This window comes from Bacillus sp. DB-2, assembly GCF_003315125.1.
GTDB lineage: Bacteria > Bacillota > Bacilli > Bacillales > Bacillaceae_G > Bacillus_A > Bacillus_A mycoides.
Map to the genome: position 1 here is coordinate 237,877 of NZ_QNRN01000005.1, position 14,146 is coordinate 252,022.

The 14,146-nt window shown below is 35.0% G+C and carries 18 protein-coding genes; 4 read left to right on the forward strand and 14 right to left on the reverse strand.

Annotated features, from left to right (window positions below; all coding sequences use genetic code 11):
- Positions 1 to 56 precede the first annotated feature (56 nt).
- Positions 57 to 1,796: an SgrR family transcriptional regulator gene (locus DET63_RS10790; RefSeq protein WP_113936714.1), complete on the forward strand. Its 1,740-nt coding sequence runs from the start codon at positions 57 to 59 to the stop codon at positions 1,794 to 1,796.
- Between the two features lie 18 nt (positions 1,797 to 1,814).
- Here the strand turns inward: DET63_RS10790 and DET63_RS10795 are convergent, their stop codons facing one another.
- The gene (locus tag DET63_RS10795; RefSeq protein ID WP_113936715.1) at positions 1,815 to 2,363 is read right to left on the reverse strand and encodes an NAD(P)H-dependent oxidoreductase; all 549 of its coding nucleotides are present in this window, start codon (positions 2,361 to 2,363) and stop codon (positions 1,815 to 1,817) included.
- A gap of 23 nt (positions 2,364 to 2,386) precedes the next feature.
- The gene (locus DET63_RS10800) at positions 2,387 to 2,926 is read right to left on the reverse strand and encodes an ester cyclase (RefSeq protein ID WP_113936716.1); all 540 of its coding nucleotides are present in this window, start codon (positions 2,924 to 2,926) and stop codon (positions 2,387 to 2,389) included.
- Positions 2,927 to 3,095: 169 nt separating this feature from the next.
- Here DET63_RS10800 and DET63_RS10805 point away from each other — a divergent pair, with 169 nt between their 5' ends.
- On the forward strand, positions 3,096 to 3,434 hold the full coding sequence (locus DET63_RS10805; protein ID WP_113936717.1) for a winged helix-turn-helix transcriptional regulator: 339 nt from the start codon (positions 3,096 to 3,098) through the stop codon (positions 3,432 to 3,434).
- A gap of 53 nt (positions 3,435 to 3,487) precedes the next feature.
- Here DET63_RS10805 and DET63_RS10810 read toward each other — a convergent pair whose 3' ends face one another.
- The 5 genes from DET63_RS10810 to DET63_RS10830 all read right to left on the reverse strand — a co-directional run bounded on the left by DET63_RS10810 (position 3,488) and on the right by DET63_RS10830 (position 7,141).
- Positions 3,488 to 4,690, reverse strand: a complete 1,203-nt coding sequence (locus DET63_RS10810) for an MFS transporter (protein WP_088038569.1) — start codon at positions 4,688 to 4,690, stop codon at positions 3,488 to 3,490.
- Between the two features lie 210 nt (positions 4,691 to 4,900).
- Complete coding sequence (locus tag DET63_RS10815; RefSeq protein ID WP_113936718.1) at positions 4,901 to 5,479, reverse strand: TetR/AcrR family transcriptional regulator; 579 nt, start codon at positions 5,477 to 5,479, stop codon at positions 4,901 to 4,903.
- Between the two features lie 138 nt (positions 5,480 to 5,617).
- Positions 5,618 to 5,932, reverse strand: coding sequence for a DMT family transporter (locus DET63_RS10820; protein WP_000539672.1), 315 nt, complete (start codon positions 5,930 to 5,932; stop codon positions 5,618 to 5,620).
- Positions 5,933 to 5,934: 2 nt separating this feature from the next.
- Positions 5,935 to 6,291: a DMT family transporter gene (locus tag DET63_RS10825; RefSeq protein WP_002134594.1), complete on the reverse strand. Its 357-nt coding sequence runs from the start codon at positions 6,289 to 6,291 to the stop codon at positions 5,935 to 5,937.
- 490 nt (positions 6,292 to 6,781) lie between these two features.
- The gene (locus tag DET63_RS10830) at positions 6,782 to 7,141 is read right to left on the reverse strand and encodes a MerR family transcriptional regulator (RefSeq protein WP_002087388.1); all 360 of its coding nucleotides are present in this window, start codon (positions 7,139 to 7,141) and stop codon (positions 6,782 to 6,784) included.
- Between the two features lie 140 nt (positions 7,142 to 7,281).
- Here DET63_RS10830 and DET63_RS10835 point away from each other — a divergent pair, with 140 nt between their 5' ends.
- Positions 7,282 to 8,052: an SDR family NAD(P)-dependent oxidoreductase gene (locus tag DET63_RS10835; RefSeq protein WP_113936719.1), complete on the forward strand. Its 771-nt coding sequence runs from the start codon at positions 7,282 to 7,284 to the stop codon at positions 8,050 to 8,052.
- Positions 8,053 to 8,087: 35 nt separating this feature from the next.
- On the opposite strand, the gene DET63_RS10840 is transcribed toward DET63_RS10835, so the two are convergent.
- Positions 8,088 to 8,585 (reverse strand): N-acetyltransferase, encoded by a 498-nt coding sequence (locus tag DET63_RS10840; RefSeq protein ID WP_113936720.1) that lies wholly within the window; start codon positions 8,583 to 8,585, stop codon positions 8,088 to 8,090.
- Between the two features lie 292 nt (positions 8,586 to 8,877).
- Positions 8,878 to 9,372 carry an Lrp/AsnC family transcriptional regulator gene (locus DET63_RS10845; protein ID WP_002140498.1) on the reverse strand — a complete coding sequence of 165 codons (495 nt, stop codon included), beginning with the start codon at positions 9,370 to 9,372 and terminating at the stop codon, positions 8,878 to 8,880.
- Between the two features lie 204 nt (positions 9,373 to 9,576).
- On the opposite strand from DET63_RS10845, the gene DET63_RS10850 reads away from it, so the two are divergent.
- Complete coding sequence (locus tag DET63_RS10850) at positions 9,577 to 10,488, forward strand: DMT family transporter (protein ID WP_002169088.1); 912 nt, start codon at positions 9,577 to 9,579, stop codon at positions 10,486 to 10,488.
- Between the two features lie 33 nt (positions 10,489 to 10,521).
- On the opposite strand, the gene DET63_RS10855 is transcribed toward DET63_RS10850, so the two are convergent.
- The 5 genes from DET63_RS10855 to DET63_RS10875 all read right to left on the reverse strand — a co-directional run bounded on the left by DET63_RS10855 (position 10,522) and on the right by DET63_RS10875 (position 14,111).
- Positions 10,522 to 11,004, reverse strand: coding sequence for a PRK06770 family protein (locus DET63_RS10855; RefSeq protein WP_002125464.1), 483 nt, complete (start codon positions 11,002 to 11,004; stop codon positions 10,522 to 10,524).
- Between the two features lie 87 nt (positions 11,005 to 11,091).
- Positions 11,092 to 11,496, reverse strand: a complete 405-nt coding sequence (locus DET63_RS10860; RefSeq protein ID WP_033729782.1) for a nuclear transport factor 2 family protein — start codon at positions 11,494 to 11,496, stop codon at positions 11,092 to 11,094.
- Complete coding sequence (locus DET63_RS10865) at positions 11,496 to 12,296, reverse strand: MBL fold metallo-hydrolase (protein WP_113936721.1); 801 nt, start codon at positions 12,294 to 12,296, stop codon at positions 11,496 to 11,498. The genes DET63_RS10860 and DET63_RS10865 overlap by 1 nt, the downstream gene beginning before the upstream one ends.
- Positions 12,297 to 12,478: 182 nt before the next feature.
- Entirely contained in the window at positions 12,479 to 12,883 is a 405-nt protein-coding gene (locus DET63_RS10870; RefSeq protein ID WP_001077751.1) for a DoxX family protein, read from the reverse strand.
- Positions 12,884 to 13,052: 169 nt separating this feature from the next.
- Positions 13,053 to 14,111, reverse strand: coding sequence for a DUF871 domain-containing protein (locus DET63_RS10875; protein ID WP_113936722.1), 1,059 nt, complete (start codon positions 14,109 to 14,111; stop codon positions 13,053 to 13,055).
- Positions 14,112 to 14,146 lie beyond the last annotated feature (35 nt).

The window sequence follows — 14,146 nt, forward strand, 5'->3', positions numbered from 1 at the left end:
AAAGGTTAGAATATTCTAAAGAGTTTCCCCTTTTAAATAGAAGGAAGTGCATACATATGAAGATTATGGACTATTATGTTCGTTTAAGGTTACATTCACAAGATCAGCAACTTATACGAAATAGCTTACAAGAATTAGCGGATATTTTATATTGCAGTACGAAAAACGTGAAGATTTTATTAAAGAAAATGAGCGAGGAACAATTCATTAAGTGGACACCAGGGCGTGGTCGCGGAAATAAAACAGAAATTATATTTGTACATAGTTTCCTAGAAGCAATTGAATCCTATACAGATGAACTGTTAGCCCAAGAAAAATTAAAAGATGTCTTTCTTCTTTTAAAAGAGCCCCTTCCTCTTGCACTTCAAAAAAAAATAGAAAATAAACTACATCATCATTTTGGATACGAACCTTCAAATGATATGTACGACGTATTAAAGATTCCTATATCAAGAAAGATATTCCCATTAGATCCGGCTTTTGTGGCTGTAACTACGGAGAGCCATCTTACTAGTCAGATTTTTGATACATTAGTCTTTTATAACGATGTGACAGAACAAATGGAACCGCACATTGCTCATACGTGGGAATTAAGTCAGGATCAACTTACGTGGACGTTTTATTTACGAAAAGATATACATTTTCATAATGAAACTCTTTTAACTTCTAAAGATGTTCAATTTTCATTTGAAAGATTGCAGCAAGCTCAATCTCCTTACGCATGGTTAACACAGGAAATTGTCCAAATTGAAACACCATCACCACTGCAAATTCGATTCCATTTAGCAAAACCAAATTTATTTTTCTTACGTTATGTGAGTTCCATGCAACTCGCAATTTTACCGCATGATGCAGTTATTCAAAATCATCACTACATAGGTACTGGACCTTTTAAACTTACTCATTACTCTGAAGACAATATCGTACTCGAAGCGTTCACCCATTATTTTAAAGAGCGTGCGTTATTAGACCGTATTGAATTTTGGGGTATTCCTGATCATTTGCAAATAAATGCTGATTATGAACTACCAAATGAAGAGGAAAATGAAAGGCATGATATACAAATAGAAGAAATAGGTTGTATTTATGCTAGCTTCAACTTTACAAAACCTGGTCCTCATCACGACATTCACTTTCGAAAAGCTTGGAGAGAACTATATGACGTTGAAACGATACTTCATAGCATAGAAGGCAGACGAACAATTGCTGCATCAAGCTTTTTTCCTGAAAGAAGCCGCCAAGTTCCTAACAGGTCCTACTCTTTAGAAAAAGCGAAAGAGTATTTAAAAAAGAGCACCTATAATGGAGAGACGATTCATATTTACTTCTTCGCATTTAAAGATAGTGCAAATGATGCATATTTCCTAAAAGAGCGTTGCGAAAGTTTAGGTATACAAGTAGAACTTCACCCATTTCTCGTTTCAGATTATATGGATCGTTCTATTGATAAACATGCGGATATTATTTTCATGGGGGAAGTATTTGCTACCGATCATGAAATTGCATTTTTAAATGTATTTAAAAATAAAAGTTGCTTCGTAAATCGATTCATGGACCCACACTATGCAAAACAAATTAATTGTTTACTTGATACCTTTTTATTAGAAGACAATAAAGAAAAACGGTATAAGCTCATGTATGAGATTGAAGAGTTTTTACAAGCTGAAAACATCATTTTATTTAACTATCACGTTTTAAAAAGAAAAACATACCCTTCTTCTTTAAAAAACGTAACAATTGATTCATTCGGTTGGGCGAATTTTGCGAAGTTATGGATACAGCCATCCCCGCATTAAATACGGGGATGACTGTAATTATTGAATGACTTCTTCTAAATGGTTCTTCAAGTTCTCTAAATACTTCTCAACAGTAGGATTTTTCACCACATCATAACAAGCAAAGCTCTTTAACAGACTCATACCGAGAAACTTCTGCACACGATGTAAATGACTAAGCGCTGATTCTAAACTTTCTCCTTCAAAGAACTTCGTCTTATCTCCAAATGCCTTTTCAGGTGCATTCCAAGTTGTAGAAAACATATAATGCTTCTCTTTTAATAAACCACCTGTTCCATATTCATCTGCACCTTTAAAGAACAAGCCGTATTCATATACTTCATCCATATATGTTTTAAATAATCCCGGGACACTAAACCAATAAATTGGTGTTTGATAAACCACAACATCGGCCCATAAAAACTTCTCTTGTTCTTCTTTAATACTATATCCATCTTGAATCGTTGTTGTTTTCACATGATGATTTTCGCTTAATACAGTTACCATATAATCAACTAACGTTTTATTTAATCGTCCTTCTTTCGTACCGTATTTTTCATGTCCATTTATAATAAAAATATTTTTCATCGCTTTTCTCTCCCCTATATGATCTACTCTTCAGCTATTAAGCCCAGTTGCTGCTTCAGCGTAAGATTATCTTCTAAATGCCAATCTTCCGTTATCTCGCCATCCTTCACATGCAAAATATCAATTGCAAAAAAATTAATTTCCTTATCATTATGAGTTCCTGTAAAAGAAAGACGAGCCGTTACTTTATCACCAGCAACTAGTAATTCTTCAATCTCACAATGTATATTTGGAACGACTTTCCGAAAATTTTGTGCCGCAAACTTTAATCCTTCAGTGCCTTGTGGTCGCCCTTTCGGCAGTGTATTATCGAAAAAATTTTCCGTAACAGTCTCCGGAATAAGCTCCTCTTTACCTGTATCCCAAAATGCATAAAAACGCTGAGCTGCATGCACGATTTCTGTCGCTTCCTTTTTACTTAATGAAGAATCAATTGTCATTGCTTTTGGCTTCGGCATTTCCTTTAATAACTGAATTTCAGTTTTTTGCTCACCACTACATGCTACAAGCACAATACAAATGACAAAAAAACTAAGGAACATAAACAACTTTTTCATATCCATGGAAATCACCTCCTCCTCATACAAACCCTTTGTATTTCGTATTGCTATTGTATATGCACTAACTTCCTTTATGGAAGTAGTGATATTTTTTTCATATAGTTACCAAAAGTATAGTTTTGTGATACTATAAAGCACATTCATTCAAAAAATTTTTATGGAGGCTAGTTCCATGAACAATATAGATCCAGTTGTATTAACGAAAGGTTTACCTGGTATACCTTGTCCTATCGCTAAAACGCTTGACGTAATTAGTACAAAATGGACGTTTTTAATCATTCGTGACCTTCTTATCGAAGGAACTTTACGCTTTAGTAATTTACAAAAATCAATGGATGGGATTAGTCCGAAAACTTTATCGCTTCGCCTAAAAGAATTGGAAACGAAAGGGATTATAACGCGAAAAGTATACCCAGAAGTTCCGCCTCGCGTAGAGTACACGTTAACGGATAAAGGAAAGCAATTAGAGGGGATATTTATTGAATTAAAGCGGTTTGGATTAAGTTTATAAACGAAAAGCCCCTTACCATAAAAATAGTAAGAGGCTTTTCGTTATTCACTACATTACTTCGCAAAACTTTGAGCTAGCTGTTTCTCTCTCCACATAAATGTAATGCCGAGACCAACGATTAAAACAACACCTGAAAATGCATATGGATAATTAATGTTTATATCAAATAATATTCCGCCCATCGCTGGTCCTGCGATATTTCCTAAACTCGTATACGTTGAGTTCATACCAGCAACGAATCCTTGCTCTTTTCCAGCTGCTTTTGATAAGAACGTCGTTAAAGCTGGACGAAGTAAATCAAATGCTAAGAAAATAAAACAAGTAACAAGCAGTACAATCCAATAATTAAAGACTACAGTTGAGACGAATGCTAATACTGCACCCACAATTAAACATATTTGAATTAACACTTTCTCACCGAACATGTCAACCAATTTGCCAAACATAAATACTTGCACAACTACCCCAAAGATGGAGCTAATCGTAATAATTGCAGCAATATCTTTCGGTGTGAAACCAAACTTATGATCAGAAAACAGACTAAACACAGTTTCATATGCCGATAATCCGAATGCGAGTACAAATACAATAATAAATGCGATTGCATACATTGGATTTAATGATTTCTTTAAATCCCCGATAAAGCTTGATTCCTTCGTATTAGCAGAAATCTCTGCAAGCTCTTCTTTCGTTAACGGCTCTTTCAAAATAAATATAGAAATCACGCATGCGACAAAAGCAATCACTGCTGCCACAAAGAACGGCACACGTATACCGTATTCTGCAATAAACCCGCCGATTCCAGGCCCTATAATAAATCCGGTACTAATAGCCGCTGAAAGATATCCCATCGCCTTTGGACGTTCTTGAATAGAAGTAATATCAGCAACATATGCCGTAACACCCGGCATAATAAACGCGGCACTAATTCCGCCTAACACCCTCGCTGCATAAAGCATCCACACATCTGTACCTAATCCAAAAAGAAGCTCTGAAACACCAAAAATAAATAATCCAATGATTATCATTTTCTTTCTGCCGTACAGGTCAACCCAACGACCTGTAATTGGTGAAGTAATAAGCTGAGCCATTGCAAACACTGCAACGAGATAACCCATCGTCTTTCCTGTTAAATTCATATCATTCATAAAGGACGGCATAACCGGAATGATTAATCCAATCCCTAAAAAAGCGATAAATATATTACTCAAAAGAATGATCAATACCATCTTTTGTTCTTTTATCGGTTTCTTCAATTTTTAACACCTCTTCCCGTAGTTCCTCTCAAAAATAATGCCCAAGAAGCTTTTTCTTTATCCTGCTATTTGTGGGCTCATACTGAGTAAAGATGTCCCCACTCATTAGAATTTCACTCTATCCTTCCACACATACATAAACACAGGGTGAATGACTATCATTCAGTTTCCCGCAGAAATGAACCTACCTTTTCAGACAGGTTCATCTTACTACTTCTTTATATGTAGTGCATGTGTTAAAAAATCTAGTACTTCTGTCTTTTGTAGCTCGACTTGCTCATCATCTTTATGATCATATAAATAAACTTGTTCCGCTGCTGATTCAACAAGAGCGATAAATAACTTCGCTGTTCGCTCTGCGTGAACCGAATCACGAATTTCACCTGATTCTTTTGCCTCACTTAAAAAGTCGCTTAGCCATATATAAAGAGGCTCATATACAGCTTCCCATTCCTTTATATGTTCAGTTGATGCAAGGCCCGCATACATTAATGCTTGTATTTCACGATATTCAGCTATAAAGTTAAACACTGCATCTATTACTTGCTCAACTTTACTTGAAAAAGGTGAATCGTTCTGTACTTTTTCTTTCACTGCAAGTATCATCTTCTCAACCATCACTTCTGCTATTGCAGGCATAACAGATAACTTAGAAGGAAAATATAAATAGAAAGTTCCTTGTGCAATGCCAGCCAATTTCACGATATCAGAAATCTTCGTTTTTTCAACGCCCTTTTCCTGAAACACTTCAATAGCTGCATAGACAATTTTTTCTTTTTTATTCATCATCTAAACCCTTTCACACGCGTATTGAATGACTGTCACTCATTTTATAAAATAACTAGCTGTACTGTCAATTATAGTGCACTTTTCATAATAAAAATCTCCCAACAAATCGTTAGGAGATTCAACTTTAATACCATTTTCTTATGAAAGAGCCTTTAATCCCGTAACTCCACATACGATAAGAGCTACACTAATCAAACGTGCCTTACTTTTCGATTCACCAAACAGAAACATATTTAATAAAACTGCGCCTGCTGTTCCAATGCCAATCCAAACCGCATAAGCCACACTTACTTGTAAGAACAAGAAAGATGTGTATAAAAATGCGAAGGAAGTTGCAAATCCACCTATATAAATCGCTCCATTTGCTAACGTCTTATCTTTACTATACATTTTAAGGCCTATCACACCGACTATTTCACTAATTGCAGCACAAAATACGAAAAACCAACCCATTTTTAAGCAGCTCCTTTCACAATTTCTTCCGCGGTTTCTTCTTTATTATCAGCCAGTTTTAAACCGATAACGCCCGCTACAACCATTACGATAAAGAATAGTTTTCCTACACTGAAACTGCCGCCGAAAAGGAATACATCCATTAGGAAAGTACCTACCGTACCAGCTCCGGCAAACACAGCATATACAGTCCCTGTTGCAAGATGTTCGCACGCTTTCGATAGGAAGTAAAAATCAACAGCGATAACTCCTACAATAATGACCCAATGCCACCAAGTATGAGCTGTATTAAAACCAAACACCCAAAAAATTTCAAAGATACATGTTAATATGACATATAACCAAGCTTTATTTTTCATATCTCTCACCTTCTATTTTTCACTGACTGACCGTCAGTCATTTTTAATTTAAAAAATATAATCTCACTCTAACTACTATTTAAAAAACCAATATCATCCTCATTTATCCTTATATTTGTTCCGTTATTAAGCTAACTACATATAAAAGTTGCTTATCTACACCCTTTCATAAAAAAATGACTGAATGTCATTCATAAACATTCTACATGACCAATTGATAAAGTGTCAACACCCGGATTCTATTAACCAAAAATATTTTAAATTTCTTAAATCCACATGAATATTTCTTAATAATCTGTGAATAATGGTAGTAACATAATATTTTCTCCATTCCCCCCTTGGAGATCCCTTTGAATCGAGCAGTTGCTTTTAGCTAACTGCTCTTTTTTAATTTATCGGCACATTATAATAAAATACTCATAGATAAATTCCAAAACAAAGACCTGTACTCCCTTTTCAACATGCAACAAAGAACGAAATATTTTGTACGCTATTTACTTTTCAACGAGTCTTTGTATGCAATAATTTTATTTTCGAGCATCTTCTCTGTAATTTCTAAGTTTTCTCTTTGAGTTCGAATAGATTTTTTATGATTTTCTAACAGTTGTAAACGAGCTTCGGTTGTATGCTCCCCTTCTAAATATAATCTAGCATATTCTCTTATTTTCGCTATTGGCATTTGTGTTTGTTTTAATTTCATTACAAACTGCAACCACTTTATATGTGACTCTTCATACAATCTATTCCCATTTGCATCGCGATTTGCAATTAATATGTTCTCCTTTTCATAATAACGTAATGTATGTGTGCTCACTCCTAATAATTTAGCTACCTCGCTAATTGTGTACATAACCATTCTCCCTCCGCACGCCATTTACTCTCATATATTTTACTGCCTTATCCAAATTATAAAAAACATTTGACTTAGAGTATACTCTAACAAATACAATCTAACCATGATAAATTAATTTGAATTTAGGAGGCTTTTATATGAAATATACTGTTATTACTGGTGCTAGTTCAGGAATTGGCTATGAATCCGCTTTAGCCTTTGCATCTCGCGGAAAAAATTTAATACTTGTAGCTCGAAGACAAGAAGAATTAGACGGATTAAAATTAAAAATTAACGAAATGCATCCAGAGTTGGATGTTGTCATTCGAAGAACTGATTTATCCGTCACTGAAAATGTTTATAAACTTTATGAAAGCCTACAAACTTTTCAAATTGAAACGTGGATTAACAACGCAGGTTTTGGTAATTTCGCCTCAATTGCTGAACAAAATTTAAACAAGATAGAAACGATGTTGCATGTAAATATAGAAGCACTAACAATACTATCTTCCCTTTTCGTTCGAGATTATTCAATGACCGAAGGAACACAGCTTATTAACGTTTCATCAGGCGGTGGATACACGATTGTTGCCAATGCTGTTACGTATTGCGCTACGAAATTTTATGTAAGTGCATTTACAGAAGGACTATCTCACGAACTGAAAGAACAAGGTGCAAAATTACAAGCAAAAGTTTTAGCTCCTGGTGCAACTGAAACAGAATTTGCGAAACGTTCATTTAATATTGATGAGTTCCAATATGATGGTGTTGTACCGAAATTCCACACGGCAAAACAAATGGCACAATTTATGCTCGACCTTTATGATAGCGATAAAGTTGTAGGGCTGGTCGATGGTTCTACTTATAACTATGAGCTTAAAAATCCCATTTTTAATTTTGCAGTGAGACAAACGAATTCAAATTCTTAACAACATCTCATTTCTGATCAAAATATAGATACCCACTATTTCTTAAATAATAGTGGGCCTTTTTTCTCTCTAAAAATTTCACCCACATACCGTATCATCGCCACCTCATCACAATAATCAACTTTTGGACAATGTCTACAATCAATCCACACTTTTTCTGGCAATGCTTCTCTATTCATAAAATCAAACCCGCACTTTTGAAAAAATTCTGTTTCATATGTTAAAGAAATTACCCTGTTCACTTTTATCTTCGCCGCCTCATTCATTACATGATTCACTAACTTACGCCCTATCCCTTTTCCTGCATATGTATGCGAAACTACTAACGATCGTACTTCTGCGAGATCCTCTCCTAACACATGCAAACCAGCAACTCCAACGACTTCCTCCCCTTCTTTCATAACATATAAACATTGTAAATATTGATAGAGAGACAAAAGAGAACGCGGCAAAACAACTCCTTCTTTTGCATACATTTCAATGAGATTATAAATTTCTTTCACATCACTTGTAACCGCATTAAAGATTTTCATATTATATCCCCTTGCCCCCAGCATTAATATTTATAACAATGAATGAATTTTAATTCATAATTTTATATAATAATACATCTCTCTTTTCTCTCCGTCAATCACTTTTCTGAATTTTATCCCGCATTAACGGGCAGTAAGACTCCCACCTCAAAATTCGGCTGAAGCAAAGAAGGTAGGTGGGAGTCGGGCTGCCCCTAAACGCCCGATTGGTGAAGGCTAATAATCAGTGGTGGATGAACAAAACCCCCACTGATTAAAGTTTCACTTTACACAAACAAAAAAACCAAGCAACTTAATCGATGCTCGGTTCCTCATTTCGTATCGGCAATACCGTCGAATATTTAATTTCACGAAGTGCTAAACTCGTCTGTATACGTGTAATACCTAATTTATTTAGTTTCCTAATAAAATGCTCCAGTTCCTTACGATCACGATTTGCAACTTTTAATAAATAATCATACTCTCCTGTTAAACAGTGACATTCTAACACTTCAGGCATAGATTCTAATTCTCGTTCTAACACTTCAAGCTTTTCATACTGATGAATATTCGTGCTCATAAAAATGAAACATAATAAATCAAATCCAAGCTTTTCTTGATTTAAAATTGCTACTTGCTTATCAATGAATCCTTCCCCGTCTAATCTTTTTATTCTTGCATGCATAGCAGCCGGTGATAAATTAACGCGTCGTGCAAGCTCTGCATTACTTACTTGTGACTCCTTCTGCAATATATCTAAAATTTGTACATCTAAATCATCAAGCACTTTAATAACAGATGACTCCATCAAAATCCCTCCTTTTTCTTACCGATGATTATTCGAAAAAACACCTCACACCTTACACAAAACTGAACATCTTTCTATAAATTATATTTACAACAAAATATTTTATTGTTTTTTAATCATTATACAAAAGAATATATTACATAATAAAGAAAAATGCTAAAATTATTTACAATTCATATTAATTACGGCAAAGGGGATTTTGACATGCCTTATTTTTACGTCTTTTTACTATTATTAACGAGCTTACTATGGGGAGGGAATTTCGTCGTTGGGAAATCGCTCGTTGATCATGCATCACCAATGACACTGACAAGTTTAAGATGGATGATTGCGATTGTTTGTTTATTACCACTCGTATGGTTTAAAGAGAAGAAAATTATTCCACCGCGTGCTGCTATAATCCCGTTAGTAATTATGGGCATTACAGGCGTCGCTCTTTTCAACATTTTTCAATTTTTAGCATTAGAAAAAACATCCGCAACGAATGTAGGTCTTATTTCTACATTGAACGCTATTTCAATTGCATTATTTTCTGTGCTATTTCTAAAAGAAAAAGTAAATACGCTTCAAGTTCTTTCTATGATTCTTTCATTTTTCGGGGTCATCCTCGTTCTTTTAAAAGGAAACTTTGCTCTTTTATTTTCACTACATTTTAATAGCGGGGATTTATGGATGATTGCGGCTGTTTGTATTTGGGGAATCTATTCTGTTTGTAGTAAATGGGCTACAAAAACAACTACACCACTCATGGCAACATTATATTCTGGTATTTTCGGCGTTATTTTATTACTACCATTTAACATAGGAAGCTTCACTGTTTCCAATATTAATTCTTCTTTCATTACATCACTTTTATATACAGGACTCATTTCAACGGTACTTTGTATGGTGTTTTGGAATATTGGTGTACAGAAATTAGGCGCTACTACATCGGGGATTTTTCTAAATTTCAATCCAATTTTCACAGCTATTTTAGCATTTATTTTCCTTGGAGAAGAACTAACATGGATTCAAATTTTCGGGACAATTATCGTCGTTACAGGGTGCTATTTATTCTCTCATTTTAAAACTGTTTCTCCTCAGACGACTAGAGCTTTAGTACGAAAGCATTCTTAATGAAAAAGCATCGCCACCAAAGTGGCGATGCTTTTATTTACCTTTCATTTCTTTCACATACTGCTTTTCTTCTTCTGGCGATAAACGTTCTGTTGCCTTTCCGGTATCACCACCTTGAATTTCCCACAAAAAGTTATGATCCTCAACCGTTTGTGAAAAATCTCCTTTCTCCCAACGCTCCAAAGTAGAAAGTAGCTTTGCTTTATATTTAAAATTTGTACTGCTTTCTACTGCGTTCTTCGCACTACGAATTTCCTTATTTGTCATTTCGATAAATCCCCATTTATCAGATGATTTCACTTTTTGATGTACCATCCTATGCATTGTAGAAATAATTTCATCCTCACTAAATTGTGGCTTCTCTTCCGCAACTTTCTTGTCCTGTTGGCTCATCACTTTTTGTGTTTTAAGACTCTTCTCCTCTTCCTCTATATAATTAAGAAGTTTAGTAACACCGAATACAGCTCCTATCGCAATTACAATCATTGTAATTGCCCCTATTATCCATTTTTTCATATTATGTACTCCCCATTCCCCTAATAATTACATAAACAAATGGAATCGCCTGCGCACAGCCGATTCCATTTGTTTCCTTATTTCATTTTAAACCTTCATCGCTTCTCGTACAATGTAACTGTCCACATATTGTTTAAATTTCACGATTTTTCCATTTTCAAGCTGCCATACATGAACAAATTCCGCCTCAAATGATTTTCCCGTCTCTTTATAAACTCCTGAGTAAACACCTTCAGCAATAATCACATCTTTTCCGTTTACTTCATGGTACGTATTTACACTCGCTTTATAATCATCCCATTCTGATCCTAAACGACTAAATACATTTTCCATTATAGCTTCTGTACCTATATACGTTCCGCCGTACGGAAAACCTGCTGCCTCTGTCCACTCTACTTTTTCAGAGAAAGCTTCCGCTAAATGTTTTGCATTTGAAGAAGATGGTCCTTCATATGTGCTTCGAACAATTTCTAAATTTGTTTTTTGCTTCATTATTTTTTCACCCCAAACGCGTTTGCCGCTAAAACAAGTCCAATTTCTAACGCTTTAACGTGCGGGAACCGCTCCTTTATTGCCGTTTGAATTTCTTCACTTGAAGGATTTCCTGCAAGAACTTCATCAAATGCAACTAAATATTTACGAGTATGTTTAATCGCGTCTGCTGTATTTGGTACGTCATAATCACGATGACCCGCTACAACAATTTCAGGATGAAGATTTTCAAGTTCACTTAATGTTTCTAACCATTTATGACGAGCTTCAGCATCTGTTTCTAACGTCCATACGAAAGTATTGTTATAAACGATATCGCCTGTAACAACGGCTTTTAATGATGGAATCCATACATAACTATTATTCGGTGTATCACCTTGCAAACCACCTTTAATGATTAAATCATTTCCCTCTAAAATCAATTTCTCTTCTGTTAATTCCTCTGGAACAATTGGTTGATGAGGAACATTATGCCCAATAGATGGTTTCCACTGTTCCACTTTCTTCTCAAATGTGTTACGAATATCTTCAACAGTATTCCGTAATGCAACAATCTTCGCTTCTGGAAATGCTGCATGTAATACATTTAATCCAAAATAGTGATCTGGATGGAAATGAGTCACATAAATATGAGTTAAATTCTTTCCTGTTTCAATAATTTGAGCTGCTAAACGGTGCGCATCACTTAATAAAAATTGTGCATCGATAAGAATTGCATCTTTTTCTCCGTATACAATTGTGGATGTAACTTGAAATGCTTGCTCAGACCCTGTAAAAACCTCTAAATGTAATTTTGACATGTTATTTCCTCCACTTTTTATTTACTCTTTTATATTCCTTTATTCTTTAAGCTTTATTCTAGTTGTAACTAAGTTAGTTACAACTAGAATAAAAAAATATACGAATCATTTTATTACTAATCGACTTGATGTAATCATTATAGTTACACCAAGTCGTCAAGTCAACACTTAAAAAATGAAATTTACTTCGTTTTCATTACTTTCTCTTTTAAGAAACGATCTACATATCCTTCTGCTTTTACAACGAATAAATACGCACCCATTGATAATAACGCAAGATCTAATTCATACCCTGGGTTCTTTCCATCTCCTAATAATCCTGCTGCTCCATTTACCTTCACGATAGCTCCGGCTAAAATAAGAGCGAATAACAATCCTACATACCTCACGCCTAAACCGATAATTAATAATATACCACCTACTAATTCAACTGTCGCTACGCCATATGCAAGACCACCTGGTAAACCGATGCTTGTAAACCATCCTGCTACGTTATCTATACCTGATTGAAACTTTGCTAAACCGTGTGCAAAGAACGTAACTCCTAATACGATACGAATAATTAAATTACCAATATATTGATTCATTTTGAACTCTCCTTTTTTGTTTTGTTATGGTGAACATTTATTCACAAGACAAAACAATACGGTATTTCTTTTCATTCGTCAAATGCTTTTTTTAAAGAAAACAAAAAACATTATCCGTTTTACGAATAATGTCTTTTACAAAATAGCGCTAATTCAAGCTTTCGCTCTATTACTTAGAAAAAAGTTGAAAATTTTTCCCAGCACCTATATAAGACAATAAAGACACATCTTCTTCCATCACCATTCCAACAACATTCACTTTCCTATCTTCAGGTAAATCATTTATAACTATTTGCATTTCACCAGCATATCTACCATACAATTCATTATCAATTGTAATGCTACCTTTCTTTCTTGAAATTGTATTCATCGGTTGTAATACAACTTTATTTCCTTCTCTTGATTCGACAGAGCGAATGACATCACGTGCTGGATCTAATCTATTCGTATGCACTTGCTCTACCACTTTTAATACTTCACTTGCATTTATAAATGACTCATATCGCACTGGAATAATCCCACCACTCGCACTCGCTATTTCTTGTACACTTTCTAGACTTCCGCTTATATCCCCGATTAACACCTTATCGACACCACAATCTTGTACAAGTTCTAAATACGCTTCCAGCGGGCGCATATTGCGGTGCTTTTCTAACGTTGGTAAACCTTCATATAACGGACCACGTTTTTCACCATCTCCCGGAATAAATGCCATCGTTTTTATTCCGCACTCATGTAAATACTTATTTTGTTTTTGTAAGAAGGATTTTGCTAGTCCTGTTTCTGGACGCGGGTAAAAATTGTGCCATGCTTCTATATTCTCTACTCGTATATTTTCCGCAAGTAACTCTTCCCAAAAAGATTCTGTAATCGTACTCGCATTTAAAGCCACTTTCATCTTATGAGATACGTGGGCAATTTCTTTTGGCGCAATGCCGTAATCCATTCTTAAACCAGTAATGCCCCACCCCAATAATTCTTCCCCATTTTCATACGTCATTCCTAAATGGTGTAGCGATTTCGGAGAGACATCAACCATTAATTCCATTTCATTTTCGAGAGCCTGTTTCCCTAATGTTTGAATTAACTCTTTATACGTACCTGGGTCATCTTCCGGAATATGAAGTGATGTAAAAATAGACAAAAACCCGTTTTCCTTCACTATTTTTAGCCACTCTTTTTGTTTGTCTACTTGCCCTTTTGAAAGATAAATTGAAACTCCTATCATATGAATCTCCCTTTCTATGAATAGAAAAAGAGAAA